15 protein-coding genes are annotated in these 16,419 nt (G+C 55.1%); 11 read left to right on the top strand and 4 right to left on the bottom strand.

Annotated features, from left to right (window positions below):
* Positions 1-8 precede the first annotated feature (8 nt).
* The 4 genes from QEH53_RS16780 to QEH53_RS16765 form a co-directional block, all read right to left on the bottom strand.
* The gene (locus QEH53_RS16780) at positions 9-2,567 is read right to left on the bottom strand and encodes a circularly permuted type 2 ATP-grasp protein (protein WP_309024368.1); all 2,559 of its coding nucleotides are present in this window, start codon (positions 2,565-2,567) and stop codon (positions 9-11) included.
* Between the two features lie 93 nt (positions 2,568-2,660).
* Positions 2,661-6,032: a transglutaminase family protein gene (locus tag QEH53_RS16775; RefSeq protein ID WP_309024367.1), complete on the bottom strand. Its 3,372-nt coding sequence runs from the start codon at positions 6,030-6,032 to the stop codon at positions 2,661-2,663.
* 85 nt (positions 6,033-6,117) lie between these two features.
* On the bottom strand, positions 6,118-7,113 hold the full coding sequence (locus QEH53_RS16770) for an alpha-E domain-containing protein (protein ID WP_309024366.1): 996 nt from the start codon (positions 7,111-7,113) through the stop codon (positions 6,118-6,120).
* A gap of 51 nt (positions 7,114-7,164) precedes the next feature.
* On the bottom strand, positions 7,165-8,604 hold the full coding sequence (locus tag QEH53_RS16765; protein ID WP_309024365.1) for a circularly permuted type 2 ATP-grasp protein: 1,440 nt from the start codon (positions 8,602-8,604) through the stop codon (positions 7,165-7,167).
* A gap of 573 nt (positions 8,605-9,177) precedes the next feature.
* On the opposite strand from QEH53_RS16765, the gene rpsL reads away from it, so the two are divergent.
* The 11 genes from rpsL (at position 9,178) to rpsC (ending at position 16,408) form a co-directional block, all read left to right on the top strand.
* Complete coding sequence (gene rpsL, locus QEH53_RS16760) at positions 9,178-9,558, top strand: 30S ribosomal protein S12 (protein ID WP_191619634.1); 381 nt, start codon at positions 9,178-9,180, stop codon at positions 9,556-9,558.
* A 13-nt stretch (positions 9,559-9,571) separates the two neighbouring features.
* Positions 9,572-10,045: a 30S ribosomal protein S7 gene (gene rpsG, locus QEH53_RS16755; protein ID WP_309024364.1), complete on the top strand. Its 474-nt coding sequence runs from the start codon at positions 9,572-9,574 to the stop codon at positions 10,043-10,045.
* A gap of 46 nt (positions 10,046-10,091) precedes the next feature.
* A complete protein-coding gene (gene fusA, locus QEH53_RS16750) occupies positions 10,092-12,233 on the top strand; it encodes an elongation factor G (RefSeq protein WP_309024363.1) in 2,142 nt (713 codons plus the stop codon).
* A gap of 30 nt (positions 12,234-12,263) precedes the next feature.
* Positions 12,264-12,572: a 30S ribosomal protein S10 gene (rpsJ, locus tag QEH53_RS16745; protein WP_040898353.1), complete on the top strand. Its 309-nt coding sequence runs from the start codon at positions 12,264-12,266 to the stop codon at positions 12,570-12,572.
* Between the two features lie 101 nt (positions 12,573-12,673).
* Positions 12,674-13,312 (top strand): 50S ribosomal protein L3, encoded by a 639-nt coding sequence (rplC, locus tag QEH53_RS16740; protein WP_309024362.1) that lies wholly within the window; start codon positions 12,674-12,676, stop codon positions 13,310-13,312.
* A 17-nt stretch (positions 13,313-13,329) separates the two neighbouring features.
* Complete coding sequence (rplD, locus tag QEH53_RS16735) at positions 13,330-13,965, top strand: 50S ribosomal protein L4 (protein ID WP_309024361.1); 636 nt, start codon at positions 13,330-13,332, stop codon at positions 13,963-13,965.
* The gene (gene rplW / locus QEH53_RS16730; RefSeq protein WP_309024360.1) at positions 13,962-14,252 is read left to right on the top strand and encodes a 50S ribosomal protein L23; all 291 of its coding nucleotides are present in this window, start codon (positions 13,962-13,964) and stop codon (positions 14,250-14,252) included. The genes rplD and rplW overlap by 4 nt, the downstream gene beginning before the upstream one ends.
* A 20-nt stretch (positions 14,253-14,272) precedes the next feature.
* Entirely contained in the window at positions 14,273-15,130 is an 858-nt protein-coding gene (gene rplB / locus QEH53_RS16725) for a 50S ribosomal protein L2 (protein WP_309024359.1), read from the top strand.
* A 17-nt stretch (positions 15,131-15,147) separates the two neighbouring features.
* On the top strand, positions 15,148-15,414 hold the full coding sequence (rpsS, locus tag QEH53_RS16720; RefSeq protein WP_309024358.1) for a 30S ribosomal protein S19: 267 nt from the start codon (positions 15,148-15,150) through the stop codon (positions 15,412-15,414).
* Positions 15,415-15,434: 20 nt separating this feature from the next.
* The gene (gene rplV, locus QEH53_RS16715; RefSeq protein WP_309008632.1) at positions 15,435-15,770 is read left to right on the top strand and encodes a 50S ribosomal protein L22; all 336 of its coding nucleotides are present in this window, start codon (positions 15,435-15,437) and stop codon (positions 15,768-15,770) included.
* A 14-nt stretch (positions 15,771-15,784) separates the two neighbouring features.
* Positions 15,785-16,408: a 30S ribosomal protein S3 gene (rpsC, locus tag QEH53_RS16710; protein ID WP_309024357.1), complete on the top strand. Its 624-nt coding sequence runs from the start codon at positions 15,785-15,787 to the stop codon at positions 16,406-16,408.
* Positions 16,409-16,419 lie beyond the last annotated feature (11 nt).

The raw sequence follows: 16,419 nt of genomic DNA, 5'->3' as shown, positions 1-16,419 counted from the left end.
GCGATACGTTAGCCGATGGTTGCGTTTGGCTTTTTAGTGGCCGCGTTGTTGGTGTGGGCGAAATAGTACTGTTGGATGGCGCTGCCGAGTTCGAGCAAGTTGGCGAACGTGTCGCCGAAGAAGTCGTGCACACTCTTCATGCGAGCGAGCGGTTCCTGGTGCATAAGGGCCTTGGGATTGGTGAGGCCGATACGGCTGAAAAGCTGTAGGGAAAGGGTGTCTATGGTATTGCGCTCGCCTTTGTTCGCGTGCGGGAGAGTCACCAGCAGTTTCTGAAGATTTGAGATCTGGTAGATGAGTGAGCGTGGATTGCTCGCATCGAAGCAGAGAACGTCGAGAACGCTTTCCGAAGATACTGTATTCAGATAACGGCGACGGTAGGTGATACTGGAATCAGCCCAATAGAGTAGCTGCGAATCGAGCCGGTCGTCGAAGGGTTTTGCGACAGAGTATGAGGATTGCAGCAGGGACGAGATGGAAAGAGCGCGCTCGAGGCGGCGTCCTATTTGCAAGAAAGTCCATCCTTGGCTGCGTGTCATGTTTTCGTAGGCATTGCCCACGAAAATGGCGAGGTTCTCTAAGGCGTCGTCTAGAAAAATGGATACGTCTTCGTCGAAGATGCTAAGGTTCTTAGACTCGTAGGATTCGCCAATCTCACGGAAAGCTTGCATCCGTTTCCAAGTGTCGACCGACAGGCGTTCCTTGACCTTTGCACCAGCCCGCTCGATGAAGCGCAGGTTGTTGATGAGGCTTTCCGGATTGTCTTTGGCGAAGAGGGAACGGGTGAGGAAGGGTTCGACCGCAGAGAAGTCGAGCCTTTCGGTTTCTGGATCGAGCAGGCTATCGATGGATTCGTCAGGCGGGATGATCTGCTCGAGGAAGGGAACGATCGCTCGCTGCGATTCGCCGCCCAGTTCCTCTGTGAGGAAGTTTGAAATGGTCCGCTGCAGGCGTGCGAGAGACTCAGCGCGTTCGATGTAGCGGCCGAGCCAGTGGAGGTTGTCGGCGGTGCGGCTGGGCAGATCGTTGTGGTTGCGGCGGATCGGACGATCGCTGTTGATGTTGGCGGCGGCTCTCTGGCCGGCTTCGGGCCCTGCGTCGCGGATGATCCAAGCATCTTTACTGGCACCGCCGCGTTGCATGGAAACATCCATGACGTCGTCGCTAGCTGGGTACCGGACGAGTCCGCCTGGCATCATTTTCCAACCATTGTCGTCGGCCACCATGAACACCCGCATGAGGAAGTGACGTGGCTGCAGCTTGCCTTTTTCGTATACGGGAGTGGTGGCTTGCGATAGGATCTCTTGGCCGCAATAGCGCTCGGGGTACTTGTTGATTTGCTCGATGAGCTTTTGTTTCTCAATCGAGCTAAGTCGCGGACCGAAATAGGTGGCACCTCCCAATTGGCGGAAGGTTGGCTTGATGATAAGCTTCTCGATATTCTCCAGAACGTAGTTTCGCTCGTGTTTTTGCCCGCACCACCAAGTAGCGACGGAAGGGAGCTCGAGGCTCTCGCCGAGATAGTTGCGGCAAAACCATGGTAGGAAAGCGAGGAGAGCGGGCGTTTCTACGAAGCCAGAGCCGAGTGCATTGACGAGGGCGAGGTTCCGGTTTCTGACGGTGTTGACCAAGCCGGGAACGCCAAGGAGGGAACCGTTGCGAAGCTCGAGCGGATCGACCCAGGGTGAATCGACGCGACGCAAGAGGCCGTGGACCTGCTGCACGCCGTTGATCGTCTTCATGTAGAGACGGTTGGAGCGCACGGTCAGATCTTCGCCCTCGGCTAGGGTGTAGCCGAGATTACGGGCGAGAAAGGACTGCTCGAAATAGGTTTCGTTCTTCGGACCGGCAGTGAGCAGAGCTATGTTGGGCTGGTCAGATGAGGTGGCTGCCAGCGATTCGATGTGCTGGCAGAACTTTTGTACGAAGGGCTGCAGGGAGAGGATGTCGGATTGCCAAATCGCTTTGGGGAAGATGCGCGACATGAGCATGCGGTTCTCCAACGCGTAGCCGAGTCCGGAGGCGGCTTCGACACGGTCTGAGAGTACCCACCAGCTGCCGTCAGGGGAGCGGGCTAGGTCTGCTGCGTAGAGTTGGATGTGGCTTTGGCGAGGCGGCAAGAGTCCGTGGCAGGGGCGTAGGAAGGCCGGATTCGAGAAGACCAAATAAGGGTGCATCTTGCTGCCTTGCAGCATGGTTTGTCTGCCGTAGACATCACCCAAGATGAGGTTGAGCAAGTGCGCTCGTTGCCCAAGGGAGCTTTCTAAAGACTCCATCTCCTTCTGCGGGAGCGCCAAGGGAACCATGTCCATAGACCAAGGGCGCGAGCTAGAGTCTTCGGCATCGTAGACATTGTAGGTGATGCCGTTGTCGCGGATGAGGCGGTCGAGCTGCCGCTCGCGCCGCTCCCAGCGGGGTTTGTTTAAGGCGCCGAGGTGCTCGGACACGGATCGCCAATGCGGACGCGGCAGTCCCTTTTCGTCGAGTAATTCGTCGTAGGAACCGCTGGAGGAGGCGTAGCCCCCCATCCAGTTGTTGAGCAAATTCGTTTGGCCGGCTTCGGTCATCAGGAGGGTTTTGCGCAGTGATTGCGCTTGATGACTGGAGTATTCCCTACGCTTTGAAGTGCAAGCGTTGTGATCCCCAAATCAGTGTACGTCCTATAGCCTACGTAAATCGAGGGTGACGGGCATTTCCTCGCTACGTTCGATGTGTCTGACCTGGATGGGACCGGTGTTGTGGCCGAAAGAGTGGAACCGTTCAGCGCGCCGCGTTTCTGCTTCCAAGGCATTGATAGGGAAGCGTTCGTGGCTGCGTCCGCCGGGGTGGCTGACGAAGTAAGTACATCCTCCGATGGCCCGCGAGTGGAACTTGTCCACGATATCGAAAACGAGTGGAGCGTGCACCGGGATAGTTGGGTGCAGACAGCTGGGCGGTTGCCACGCTCGGTAGCGAACGCCGGCCACATAAGCCCCAGGTTCTCCAGTCGATGTGAGTGGGAGCTCCGTGCGGTTGACTGTGAGGGAATAGCGCTCCGGATCGAGACCGGTGATCTTGGCCTGCATTCGCTCTATGGATGAATCTACGTAGCGGGCGGTTCCGCCACCACCGGCTTCTTCGCCGAGGACAAGCCAAGGTTCGATGCCTTGGCGGAGCTCGATTGTCATGCCATCGAAACTTGCAGTACCAATGATCGCGAAGCGGAATTCGAAATGAGTGGTGAACCAATTTTCCTGCACGGGCAGATTAGCAGCGTGCAGCGTTTGGATGACTTGTCGGAAGTCTTCCCGCACGAAGTGTGGCAGCATGAAGCGGTCGTGCAGCTTAGTGAGCCAGCGGGTGAGTGGAGCTTCGTACGGCTTTTCCCAGAAATGCACGATCAAGGCGCGTAGCAGGAGCTGTTGAGCGAGGCTCATCTGGGCGTGAGGCGGCATCTCGAATCCGCGGAACTCTACGAGGCCGAGGCGTCCGGTGGCGCTGTCCGGCGAGAACATCTTGTCGATACAGAATTCGGCACGGTGCGTGTTGCCGGTTAAGTCGGTGAGCAAGTGGCGGAATACGCGGTCGACCAGCCAAGGCGGTATGCTTGGATCGTCGATTCCGGGGATTTGCTTGAAGGCTATCTCCATCTCGTAGCACGCATCTGGGCGCCCTTCGTCCACGCGGGGGGCTTGGGAGGTCGGTCCGATGAACAAGCCGCTGAATAGATAGCTTAGCGAAGGGTGGTTCATCCAGAAGCCGATGAGCGACTTGAGGACGTCGGGGCGGCGCAAGAAGGGCGAGTCCGCTGGTGTTGATCCTCCTACGACGATGTGGTTGCCTCCGCCTGTGCCGGTGTGGCGGCCGTCGAGTTGGAATTTGTCGGTACCGAGGTTTAGGTGGCGGGCCTCTTCGTAGAGGATCTCAGTCTTCTCAACCAGCTGGTTCCAGGAGGTCGATGGGTGAATGTTGACTTCCATGACTCCCGGGTCGGGGGTGATCTTCATGTAGTCGACGCGTGGATCGTGGGGAGGCGTGTAGCCTTCGATCAGGACCGGTTTTTTCAATACAGCCGCCGCGTGTTCGATGGCAGCTACCAGGTCTATGTAGTCCTCGATCTTCTCCGTTGGCGGCATGAAGACGTAAAGGCGGCCCTTCCTGCATTCGACGCAAAGAGCGGTGCGAATGACCCAGGGTGCTGATTGCCCTTCGTCAGGAACTTGGTTTTGCGGAAGCTTGCTGAGTTCCTCCTCGAAGGTTTCCGCAGCGGTGCGTTCCTCCTCTATGCGTTTGGAGATTTCGCGAGCGGCGTGGTCGTCTTCCCGGCGTTGGGGAACGATGAGAGAGCGTCTTGAAGGAAGGTCCGGATAGCGGGCAGAGGGATCTGACGGGTGGATGTAAGGATAGTCCTCTTCCTTAACCCATGGGAGACGGTCGAGTGGCAGTCGCAAGCCGAGTGGAGAGTCGCCCGGGGTGAGAAAGAGTTGCTTCCCGCGAAGCATCCAGATGCCGCTGTGCCAAGCGGGGCCATCCTTATCCCAGCCGCGCTGGAGAGGCAGTGCGTAGCCAACGGGAGTGTTAAGGCCGCGGTTGAATACGCTGAGGAGGTTCTCCCGTTCCTGCGGGTCGTCCAGCTCGTTATCAAGCGGGTTGATGTTTACGGGCAGATTGCGCTCTTTGAGCGAGAAGGCGACTGGATCTTCGTAGGCTGGGTTGACGTACTGTTTGTCGACTCGGAGTTGGCGCGTGAGTTCTTCTATCAGCTCTTTCGCATCTTTATGGGTGTATCCATATTCTACTGACTCATCCCCGATTAGGTCGTCGTTTTCCCAAAGCGGTTTACCGTCTTTTCTCCAGTATAGGCCGAGGGCCCAACGGGGAAGGGGTTCGCCGGGGTACCACTTCCCTTGGCCGTAGTGCAGCATACCCTTTGGGCCAAACTTTTTGCGAAGTCGGCGGATGAGTTTGTCGGAGAGTGGCTTTTTGGTGGGACCCACGGCTCCGGTATTCCACTCTTCGCCTTCTTGGTCGTAGATGGAGATGAAGGTCGGCTCTCCGCCCATGCTCAGGCGCACATCACCAGCTTCGAGTCGCTTGTCGACGGTCTTGCCGAGGGCGAGAATGGACTTCCATTGGGAGTCGGTGAAAGGTTTGGTGACGCGCGGATCCTCGTGGATGCGCGTGACTGACATGGACACGTCGAATTCGGTCTTGCAGGCAGTGATACCGCCTTCGATCGGAGCCGCTCCTTTGGCGTCAGCTGAAGTGGCGAGGGGGATGTGACCCTCGCCGCAGAAAAGTCCGCTTGTGGCATCCAGCCCGACCCATCCCGCCCCTGGCAGATAAACTTCACACCAAGCATGGAGGTCGCAGCAATCCTCGGGTACACCTGAAGGTGCGTCCGGGTCGATTGGTTTTTGGTCGGGCTTTAATTGTATCGAATAACCGGATACGAATCGTGCAGCGATGCCGAGCCTGCGAAAAACGTGTACGAGTAGCCATGCGAAGTCGCGACAGCTGCCTCTCCCTTCTTTGAGCGTTTTTTCGGGGCTGAAGATGCCCGGGTCCATGCGAAGGGTGTACTCCAAGTGGGCATTAACTTTTTGGTTAATGTAGGCGACGAAGTCGTTGGTGTCCTTCTTGGATAGGTCGATCGATTCGACGAACTCCTTGAAGCGTCCGCGGAGGGGAATCTTCGAGAAATAGGGACGTAGTTCTTTTTTAAGGACGTTACTGTACTCGAACGGATAGCTCGTCGCGTTTTCCTCTAGGAAGAAGTCGAAGGGATTTATGGGTGCGAGATCGACGACGAGATCGATTTCTAGGCCGAAGGACTTGGTCGGCTCCTGCAGGAGGAGTCGGGCGACGTAGTTGCTTTGCGGGTCTTGCTGCCAGTTGACGAAGGTTTCCTCGGGGTGGACTTTCAGGGAATAGCTGACGATGCGGGAGCGACAGTGTGGAGCCGGCCTGAGGCGGACGACCTGCGGGCCAAGCGTGGCGAAGCGGTCGTAGTTGTAAAAGGTCCTGTGGTTGAGAGCGACTTTTATAGCCATCTAGGGAATGTGAATGGTGGAAAGTGAAGATTGAATTGCTCGAGGGCAGGCGGGATGGGGTTGCGCTGCTTTCGGGCGTGGTGTGCTACGCTTGGGCTTGCTCTAGATCCTCGGCAGGATCGACGATCTCTGAGAACATGTAGCGCTCGTTGATTTGCACGGCGATTTCGCCGAGGTCGTTCTCGATCGATTCGATGAGCTTGTGCGCCTCTTTGCCGTTGAGGTCGTTAGGATTGGCGTAGTTGAGCTTAGCTATCAACTGCCCGAGGCGGCGTTCCGCTTCGTTTGAAAAGTGTGTGGTCGGGCACTTGGAAATGGCGTGCAACGCGAGCTGGGTTCGGGTGAGACAGTAGAGTACTGAGCGAGGAAAGTCCCGCGAGCGCAGAAGGAAATCGCGTACGGTGTCGCCCTCGATGTCGGCCACGTAGACGCGGCGGTACGCTTCGTGAGCGCTGCAACCACGAAGGATGGCGGCCCACTGTGCGTTGTCGAGGGCGTCGTCCTTGGCGGGCGAATCCTGCAGCATGTAGCGCTTGGCGTCGAGGATGCGGCAGGTTTTGTCGGCACGTTCTAGGTTGGCTCCTATCTTGACGAATTCGAAGCCAATCTGGTGTGGGAAGGTGGTGTCGACCAGGCCTTGGAAGAGCTGGGAGAACTCCTTTATGTGCTGGAAGAATTCGTAATCCGCCTCGACGCAAACCTTCTGGGGATCCTGCTTCTTCAACCAGAGATAGGTTCGGTTGATCACCTCCCACATCTCCGAGGAGATCTGGTCGCGGATCATGCGGGCATTTTCGCGAGCGGCAGAGATGCACTGCAGCACGGAGCTCGGATTTTCGCGACTGAAAATGAGGAAGTCGGTGATGTTGGAGCTCGACTTGTCTTCGTAGAGCGACTCGAAGAGGGCTTGGTCTCCGAGGCTGGCGAGAATCGGGCTCCAGTTTTTGTATTGGTCTTCGTCCGGAGAGTGTTCGGATTCGAGAAGAGTTTGGAGGGTGACGTCTACTAGGCGAACGGTGTTTTCGGCCCGTTCAATGTAGCGTGCCATCCAGAAGAGGGAGTCTGCGACGCGGCAAAGCATGTTAAATTTGGTGTTGGGTTTCGACTTTTTAGGTTCTGGCTGGTTTGGGACTTACTCGTCGGAGTAGAGAACCCAAGTGTCTTTGCTGCCGCCGCCTTGGGAGGAGTTCACGACGAGTGAACCTTTTTTGAGGGCGACTCGCGTTAGTCCGCCTGGAATGATCTGCGTTTTTTCCCCGCATATTATGTAGGGACGCAGGTCGATGTGTCGTCCGCCGAATCCTTCATCGCAGTAGGTCGGGTGGCGCGATAGAGAGATCGGCGTTTGGGCGATGAACTCCCGGGGGGCGGCTTTGACCTTGGCCTTGAATTCCTCAATTTCCTTTTTCGTAGCGTGCGGACCGATAAGCATGCCGTATCCGCCTGCCTCGTTGGCTGCTTTGATGACGAGCTTATCGGCATTTTCGAGGGTATACTCTAGGTCCTCCTTCCGGTAGGGAAGCCACGTTTCGACGTTCGGCAGGATGGCGTCCTCGCCCAAGTAGTACTTAATCATATCGGGCACGAAGCAGTACATGACCTTGTCGTCAGCGACTCCAGTGCCGAGCGCGTTTGCGAGTCCGATGTTGCCTTTCTTGTAGGCACGCACGAGGCCGGGAACACCCAGCAGAGAGTCTTTTCGGAAGACCTCTGGGTCGATAAAATCGTCGTCGATGCGGCGGTAGAGCACGTCGACCTGCTTGAGTCCCTCGGTGGTGCGCATGTAAACGCAGTCGTCGGATTCTACTACGAGGTCGCGACCTTCCACGATTTCGACACCCATTTGGCGGGCGAGAAAGCAGTGTTCGAAGTAGGCAGAATTGTAGACGCCGGGTGTGAGCACAGCGACAGTCGGAGAGGCTTTCCCTTGAGGAGCGATGTATTGCAGCGCGGTGAGGAGTTTCTCGGGATAATCTAGGACGGAGCGAACGCCTGCCTTGGGGAAGAAGCGCGGGAAGGCACGTTTCATGGCTTGGCGGTTTTCTATCATGTACGAAACGCCGGACGGGCAGCGGCCGTTGTCTTCGAGGACAAGGTATTGTCCGCTGTCATCGCGAATGAGGTCGGTGCCGCAAATGTGGATGTAGATGTCACGAGGGACGTCGAGTCCGACGATCTCTTTGCGATAGTGTTTCGAGGAATTGAGGATTTCCGCGGGAACCACGCCGTCTTTGACAATTTTCTGGTCGTGATAAACGTCCTTGAGAAACAGGTTGAGCGCTTGGATGCGTTGCTCGAGTCCTCGGGCCATCTGCTTCCACTCCGAATCGGGAATGATGCGAGGCACCATGTCGAAAGGGAAAATGCGCTCGGTGCTCTCTTGGTTACCGTAGACCGTGAAGGTGATGCCTTGTTGGAGGAAGGAGAGGTTGACCGCCTCGCGTTTGCGATTGAACTCGCTCTCGGTGAGTTCGCCGAATCGGTCGACGAAGGATTTGTAGTGAGGACGCGGTTGCCCCTTCTCATCGAACATTTCGTCGAAGAAGGATTCGGTATCGTATTTGATTTGCATTTAGAGGAAGCGAACTGGGGGTTAGTCAGTGCAGTCTTGGGTGTGTCTTTGAACGGTCACTTGAACTGCCCATCAGTATTAGCACCCACTATGCCATCGGGGCAAAAGAGCTTAGATCCTTTCTTAATCATAGGTCAGCGTTCAAAGTTGATCGGTCTTCGTGGCATTTCTGCGGCTCGTTTAGGCGCACCGCGGCTGGTTCGGTTTTCGATACATGAGGTGATCCTGGGTGGAATACGATTCTCTTATATAATATAGTGGCACCGAGGCGGAGAGCGAAGCGAGGATTGTTTGCCGTACGTGCTGAGAATTGCAAGATGTCAGCTTTTATCGAGCTTTTGACTGCTTTGTGCTTGATGCTGTGGCTGAGGTGCCGCAAACCCTTCCTCCTTCAAAATTTCCCATCACATAGGTGGCTCCAAAAGAGTTCTCCGCCCAAACAAACGTGTAGGAAAAGAACAGATTCAGCCGGTGAACGGGCTGGTTCTGTTTTTTGTTCTATTTCGGCGAGAAAATACTTGCCGAAGCACCTTCAAACGATACGTTCACGCTCTTTTCTCAAAATTTCACACCATGCCTACTATTAACCAGTTAGTCCGATTGGGCCGCAAAGTGATCAAGGCCAAGTCCAAGTCACGTGCCCTCGAAGCAAATCCGTTCCGCCGCGGTGTGTGCGTACAAGTCATGACTCGTACGCCTAAGAAGCCGAACTCGGCTATCCGCAAGGTCGCGAAGGTACGTCTAACCAATGGTTACGAAGTGATCGCTTACATTCCTGACGAAGGTCACAACCTTCAGGAGCACAGTATCGTTCTCGTGCGTGGTGGTCGTGTAAAGGACCTTCCAGGTGTTCGTTACCACATCGTTCGCGGCACGCTCGACGCCCAGGGTGTCGATAAGCGTCGCCGCAGCCGCTCCAAGTACGGAGTTAAGCGTCCTAAGGAAAAGAAATAGAAATTTATAAGCCATGTCACGTCGCAGAAGAGCTACTAAAAGACCAGCAAAGCCAGACGCCCGCTACGGCAGCGTTCTCGTAGGTCGCCTCGTCAACACCGTCATGCGTGATGGTAAGAAGACTGTCGCTGAGCGTATCGTCTACTCCGCATTCGAGAAAGTTGCCGAGAAGCTCGGCAAGGGGGATCCAATCGATCTTCTTCTTGGAGCGCTTGAAAACGCTCGTCCACGCCTCGAAGTTAAGAGCCGCCGTGTGGGTGGCGCTACTTACCAGGTTCCGGTCGAAATCTCTTACGACCGCCAAGAGTCGCTTGCTTTCCGTTGGATCGTCAACGCAGCTGCAGGACGCCGTGGTCTCCCGATGAAGGACGCTCTCGCTTCCGAACTCGTCGATGCCTACAATAACACAGGTTCTGTTGTTAAGAAGAAGGAAGACACTCACAAGATGGCGCAGTCCAACCGTGCCTTTGCTCACCTTCGTTGGTAATCAATTAACTAACCCTCTGCAGCTTCGCCTGTTTTGTTCTTTGTAAATGTCAGTCTCCCTTACAGCTCATTCGCCACGAAACGGCGCCGACAGACCGGTGCCGATGGAGTGGACGCGTAATATAGGCATCGCGGCCCATATTGACGCAGGGAAGACGACTACCACGGAGCGCATCTTATATTATACAGGCGTAGTTCATAAGGTTGGCGAAGTTCATGACGGAAATGCTGTCACGGACTTCATGGAGCAGGAACGCGAGCGTGGGATCACGATTACCTCCGCCGCGATCTCTTGTAATTGGAAGGCTCGCTTCGGGCCTTTCGAGGGGGTTGACCATTTGATTAACGTCATCGATACCCCTGGGCACGTGGACTTCACCGCGGAAGTGGAACGTTCCCTCCGCGTACTCGACGGAGCAGTCGCAGTTTTCTGCGCGGTAGCAGGTGTTCAGCCTCAATCCGAGACGGTTTGGCGTCAGGCTGACAAGTATAACGTTCCGCGCGTCGCTTTCATCAACAAGATGGACCGCATCGGAGCTGACTTCCTAGCAGCTGTCGCTGACATGCGAGCCAAACTCGGTGCGAATGCACACCCGCTGTTCCTAAACATCGGAGCCGAAGAGGGGTTTAGGGGCTTAGTCGATCTCGTTCGAAACAAGGCCTTCTTGTTCGACGAGTCAGACGAGATGGGAGTCAATACCATCGAAACGGATATTCCTGACGAGATTGCAGGCGAGGCGTCGAGCCTGCGTGAGTCTTTGATCGAGGCGGTTGCTGATACCGACGATGAGCTCGCAGAAGCTTACCTTGGCGGAGAAGATATTTCGGTAAGCCAGCTCATCCTTGCAATCCGCAGAGCGACGATCGCTCTCAAGTTCGTTGGCGTGATCCCTGGATCCGCTTTCAAGAACAAGGGCGTGCAGAGCGTTTTAGATTCGGTTGTGAACTACCTTCCGAGCCCGCTTGACCTGCCTGCAACGAAAGCTCATGCCAGTGACGACTCTTCGGTGGAGATTGACGCAGACGATGCCGGCAAGGCTTCTGCTCTGGCGTTCAAGCTATGGAGCGACCCATACGTCGGTAAACTCGTTTTCGTTCGCGTCTACTCCGGCACGATCAAGAAGGGCGATATGCTGTTCAACGCCCGAACTGGTAAAGGTGAGCGGGTGAGCCGTATCCTTCAGATGAAAGCGGACAGCCGCGAGGATTTGGAGGTCGTTCGCTCTGGTGATATTTGTGCTCTCGTCGGTATCAAGAATGTGGCTACAGGCGACACTTTGGTTCCTAAAGGTTACGACGTTTCTCTCATTCCGCCGGTCTTCCCTGAGCCAGTCATCTCAATGACCATCGAGCCGAAGACTTCAGCTGACCAAGACAAGTTGGCGACTGGCTTGGCCCGTTTGTCTGAGGAAGATCCCACTTTCAAGGTCAGCTCCAATCCAGAAACCGGTCAGACGATCATATCAGGCATGGGAGAGCTCCACCTCGAGATCATCCGTGACCGCTTATTCCGCGAGTTCAAGGTTAGCGCTCGATCGGGCGAGCCGCAGATCGCCTACCGCGAGACCATCACCAAGTCAGCTCGTGCCGAAGGTAAGTTCGTGCGTCAGACAGGCGGCAAGGGCCAATACGGTCACGCTGTTATCGAAATCGAGCCGCAGGAATTAGGGAAAGGGATTGAAATCGTCGATGAGACCGTCGGTGGCGTTATCCCTAAAGAATTCATCAAGCCGACTATCGACGGTATTCGCGAAGCTACACTTAACGGCGTGGTCGCGAGTTACCCAGTAATCGACATCAAGGTGCGCCTTGTTGACGGTTCTTTCCATGAAGTCGATTCCTCCGAAACTTCATTCAAGATGGCTGGCATCTTCGCTCTTAAGGAAGCGATGAAAGAAGCGTCTCCAGTGCTCCTCGAGCCAGTGATGAAGGTGGAGGTTGTAACTCCCAACGAATTTCAAGGCGATGTGGTCGGAGACCTCAACCGCCGCCGTGGCCAGATCCAAAATTTGGAGACAAAGGGTGATCTCGGTTACATTTACGCAAGCGTCCCGCTCAAGACCATGTTTGGTTACGCGACCGACGTTCGCTCTCTTTCCAAAGGCCGTGCCAGCTACACGATGGAGTGGTCCAATTACGAAGTGGTTGCCCAAAAGCAACTCGACGAAATCCTCAATCAAGGTTGGTAACTGCCAGCATAACTTTTCTACCGAACAATCATGACAGGACAAAAAATCCGCATCAGACTTCAAGGTTTCGACTATCGAGTAATCGATCAGTCCGCGTCAGAAATCGTGGATACAGCTAAGCGTTCCGGAGCACGTGTTTCCGGCCCTGTACCCCTTCCGACACGAATCGAGAAGATATCCGTTAACCGCTCTCCGCACGTGGACAAAAAGTCCATGGAGCAGTTTGAGATCCGTACGCATAAGCGTTTGCTCGACATCATCGAGCCGACCGCTCAGACCGTCGACGAACTCAAGAAGCTTAATCTACCCTCCGGTGTAGACATCAGCATCAACGTATAAAGAGAAACCAACAACACAGACTTTCGAGCGGCAATTCCGTCGTTCGCTAATGTGGGTCTAATAAAAACGAAGGCGTCTGCTTTCACCTACCTCTTAGAACTATGAACTATACGCTATTAGGCAAAAAGCTGGGAATGACCCAGGTTTATGGCAGCGACAACGAAGTTGTCCCTGTCACCGTACTGCAGGCAGGTCCTTGCCCGGTACTACAAGTAAAGACGGTTGAGTCCGATGGATACAATGCGATCCAGATCGGCTTCGACTCCAAGAAGGACAAGAACGCTAGCAATGCTGCTCTAGGGCATGCAAAGAAGGCTGGTATCGCTCACGCACCACGCGTGATCAAGGAAGTGCGTAGCCCAGAGGCTATCGAGGCTGCTCCGGGCGACGTGCTCGATGTGTCGAAGTTCGAAGTTGGCAAGAAGGTCGACATTATCGGCAACACCAAGGGTAAAGGTTTCGCTGGTGTAATGAAGCGTTTCAATACCAAGGGCGGTCCTGCTTCCCACGGTTCCATGTTCCACCGCCGCATCGGTTCGATCGGTCTTTGCCAATGGCCAGGACACGTCTTCAAGAACCAGAAGATGCCAGGTCACATGGGTGCTAAGCAGCGCACAATTCAAAATCTCGAGATCGTCAGCATCGACGCCGAGAAGAACCTAATCCTGGTTAAGGGTGGCATCCCGGGCGCTAATGGCGACACCGTGATGATCCGTTCCTCGATCAAGGCCAAGAAATAGGAAAGGACTGATCGACCATGAAACTTAAACTTTTCAAGAACGACGGCAGCGCCAACGGTGAAACTGAAGTAGATGGAGTTCCCGTCTTCGAAGGTGACAAGGGCGTACAGGCTGTTAAAGAAGTAGTCGTAGCTCAGGCAGCAAACGCTCGCCAAGGTAGCGCCAACACGAAGACTCGCGGCGAAGTTCGCGGCGGTGGCAAGAAGCCATGGCGCCAAAAGGGTACCGGCCGCGCTCGCGCAGGTTCCAATCGCTCCCCGATCTGGGTTGGCGGTGGTATCGTATTCGGCCCACGTCCTCGCGACTATTCTAAGAAGATCAACAAGAAGGTGAAAACCCTCGCTTTCGGTCGCGCTTTGTTCGACCGCATCGCAGACGAATCTATCGTCGTTGTTGACGCTCTCGATATCTCACCTGCCAAGACTAAGGTCGGCGAAGCGCTTATCCGCGGTATCGCTCCTTCCGGCAAGGTTCTCGTCATCGACAAGGAGCTCAGCGAAACATCCGTTCTCGCTCTGCGTAACTTGGCTGGTGTCGATCTAGAAGAGGCACCGCTCGTAAGCGTGACTGACCTCTGCCAGTTCAAGACAATCATCGTAACACGTGCAGGTCTCGACGTCCTCGTCGAGCGTGCGAAAGGAGGCTCGAAATGATTCAGCCAGATAAGATCATCAAATCCGTTCATTTGACCGAGAAGAGCAACGTCCAGTCCTCAGAGATGGGGCAGTACACCTTCCAGGTTTTCAAGACCGCCAGCAAGGGCAGCATCAAGGCGGCTGTTGAGAAGACATTCGATGTCTCTGTGGCGCGAGTGAACGTCATCAACCAGATCGGCAAGCCAAGTCGCAACCGCAAGACAGGTAAGACCAGCGCGGGCGCTGGTTTCAAGAAAGCGATCGTTACCCTCAAGCAGGGCGACATCATCGACTTCACCGCTTAAACGAAGGAGACTAACAGAAAATGTCTATCAAGAGTTTCAACCCAGTCACCCCTACGCAGCGTTTCGCACAACTCCAGGTTAAGGAAGTTGCGAACAAGCGTCCGGAGAAGAGCCTCACCGAGGCGAAAGGCGCGCAGGCAGCGGGTCGCAACTGCTACGGTCGCATTACCATGCGCCGCCGCGGTGGAGGTCATAAGCAGCTTTATCGGATCATCGACTTCAAGCGTAACAAGTTTGATATCCCTGCCAAGGTGCAGGCCATCGAGTACGATCCAAACCGCTCCGCTTACATCGCACTCGTCGCTTATGCCGATGGCGAAAAGCGCTACATCATCGCACCTGCAGGCGTTAAGGCCGGCGATACCGTTCTGTCTTCCCAGAAGATGATCGACTTCGCTCCAGGTAATGCAATGCCACTTGAGTTCATCCCACCGAGCACTAGAGTTCACGGAGTTGAGCTGTTGCCAGGCAAGGGTTCTCAGATCGCTCGTGCTGCTGGTAATGCAGTCGAGTTGGTCGGTATCGATGGTGATTCCGCACAAATCAAGATGCCTAGCGGCGAAATCCGCCTCGTGTCCAAGAAGTGCATGGCAACCGTCGGTTTCGTCAGCAACGCCGAGAAGAAGAACGTCGTAATTGGCAAGGCCGGTCGTAGCCGTTGGCTCGGCAAGCGTCCTCGTGTTCGTGGTGTTGTCATGAACCCGGTCGATCACCCCAATGGTGGTGGTGAAGCAAAATCCAAGGGTGGTGGCGGTCGCCAGATGCTCGTGTCCCCATGGGGTCAGTTGGCGAAGGGCTTCCCAACCCGTCGCAAGTCCAAGGAGAGCAACAGCCTCATCCTCGTCCGTCGTAACGGACGGAAAATGAAAAACAAGTAAGCGAGGAAATAGATAAAATGGCTCGTTCAGTAAAAAAAGGATTTTTCGTAGACCCCAGCATCGAGAAGAAGGTGAAGGAAGCTCAAGCAAGCAATGATCGCAAGCCGATCCAGACTTGGTCGCGCCGCTCCACCATCACTCCTGACTTCGTCGGTCTTAACATTAACGTACACAACGGCAAGATGTTCATTCCTGTCCACGTGACCGAAAACATGGTTGGCCACAAGTTGGGTGAGTTCTCGCAGACTCGCACTTTCAAGGCCCACGGTGGCGGTAAGAAATAACGCGAGGAGTAATCAAAGCTATGCAAGTACAAGCACGCACAAAATACGCTCGAATGTCGCCTAAGAAGGTGATCGAGGTCGCTCGCACGATTCGCGGAAAGAACGCCAACGCAGCTCTCGAGCTGCTCAAGTTCATCCCCCGCAAGTCTGCTCTTCTTATCTCCAAGACACTGCAGTCGGCAATCGCTAACGCTGAAAACAACCATGACCTCTCCGGTGACTCGCTCACCGTCGAGCTCGCCACAGTTGAGCAAGGCCCCGCGCTCAAGCGCTTCAAGGCTGCCGCTCGCGGTGGAGTTGCTAAGCGTAAGAAGCGTATGTCTCACATCCGCATCGTACTGTCTGATAACGCCTAAAGGAATTACGCAATATGGGTCAAAAAACACATCCGATCGGATTTCGTCTCGCAGTAAACCGTAACTGGCAGTCCCGCTGGTTCGCTCGCAAAAACGACTTTGCCGACACTCTTTACGAGGATTACATCATCCGCGAGAAGCTCATGGAAAAGCTCAAGTTCGCGAGTGTACCACGCATCTTCATTGAGCGTGCGTCTGCACGCGTTCGCGTTAAGATCTTCACTGCTCGCCCTGGTATCGTTATCGGTCGCAAGGGTCAGGAAATCGAGAAGATCAAGGACGAGCTCGCCAAGGCAACTGGCAAGGAAATCCTCCTCGACATCCAGGAAGTAAAGAAGCCTGAACTCGACGCAACTCTCGTAGCTGAAAACGTTGCGCTCCAGCTTGAGCGTCGTATTGCATTCCGCCGCGCAATGAAGAAGGCCGTCCAGATGGCCATGTCTTTGGGCGCCAAGGGAATCAAGATTCAAGTGGGTGGTCGTCTCGGCGGCGCGGACATCGCTCGTACGGAAGTACAGCGACAGGGGTCCGTGCCTCTCCACACGCTCCGCGAAGAAATAGACTATGGCACTGCCGAAGCGCGTACCGTTTACGGTATCATCGGAATCAAGTGCTGGGTATTCAATAAGGAAGACTAAGCCGAAAGGGT

Origin of the sequence: Pelagicoccus sp. SDUM812002, assembly GCF_031127835.1 — a bacterium.
GTDB lineage: Bacteria > Verrucomicrobiota > Verrucomicrobiia > Opitutales > Opitutaceae > Pelagicoccus.
Note: the sequence above shows the minus strand (reverse complement) of the source record. Positions and strands in the feature narration are given on the sequence as shown.

What these genes read in the sequence shown, in the direction of transcription:
- rplW (WP_309024360.1), top strand. Translation starts at nt 13,962, where the DNA reads ATGATTCAGCCAGATAAGATCATCAAATCCGTTCATTTGACCGAGAAG.
- rpsG (WP_309024364.1), top strand. Translation starts at nt 9,572, where the DNA reads ATGTCACGTCGCAGAAGAGCTACTAAAAGACCAGCAAAGCCAGACGCC.
- QEH53_RS16765 (WP_309024365.1), bottom strand. Translation starts at nt 8,604, where the DNA reads ATGCAAATCAAATACGATACCGAATCCTTCTTCGACGAAATGTTCGAT.
- QEH53_RS16780 (WP_309024368.1), bottom strand. Translation starts at nt 2,567, where the DNA reads ATGACCGAAGCCGGCCAAACGAATTTGCTCAACAACTGGATGGGGGGC.
- rplC (WP_309024362.1), top strand. Translation starts at nt 12,674, where the DNA reads ATGAACTATACGCTATTAGGCAAAAAGCTGGGAATGACCCAGGTTTAT.
- QEH53_RS16770 (WP_309024366.1), bottom strand. Translation starts at nt 7,113, where the DNA reads ATGCTTTGCCGCGTCGCAGACTCCCTCTTCTGGATGGCACGCTACATT.
- rpsS (WP_309024358.1), top strand. Translation starts at nt 15,148, where the DNA reads ATGGCTCGTTCAGTAAAAAAAGGATTTTTCGTAGACCCCAGCATCGAG.
- rplV (WP_309008632.1), top strand. Translation starts at nt 15,435, where the DNA reads ATGCAAGTACAAGCACGCACAAAATACGCTCGAATGTCGCCTAAGAAG.
- rpsC (WP_309024357.1), top strand. Translation starts at nt 15,785, where the DNA reads ATGGGTCAAAAAACACATCCGATCGGATTTCGTCTCGCAGTAAACCGT.
- rplD (WP_309024361.1), top strand. Translation starts at nt 13,330, where the DNA reads ATGAAACTTAAACTTTTCAAGAACGACGGCAGCGCCAACGGTGAAACT.
- rpsL (WP_191619634.1), top strand. Translation starts at nt 9,178, where the DNA reads ATGCCTACTATTAACCAGTTAGTCCGATTGGGCCGCAAAGTGATCAAG.
- rpsJ (WP_040898353.1), top strand. Translation starts at nt 12,264, where the DNA reads ATGACAGGACAAAAAATCCGCATCAGACTTCAAGGTTTCGACTATCGA.
- QEH53_RS16775 (WP_309024367.1), bottom strand. Translation starts at nt 6,032, where the DNA reads ATGGCTATAAAAGTCGCTCTCAACCACAGGACCTTTTACAACTACGAC.
- fusA (WP_309024363.1), top strand. Translation starts at nt 10,092, where the DNA reads ATGTCAGTCTCCCTTACAGCTCATTCGCCACGAAACGGCGCCGACAGA.
- rplB (WP_309024359.1), top strand. Translation starts at nt 14,273, where the DNA reads ATGTCTATCAAGAGTTTCAACCCAGTCACCCCTACGCAGCGTTTCGCA.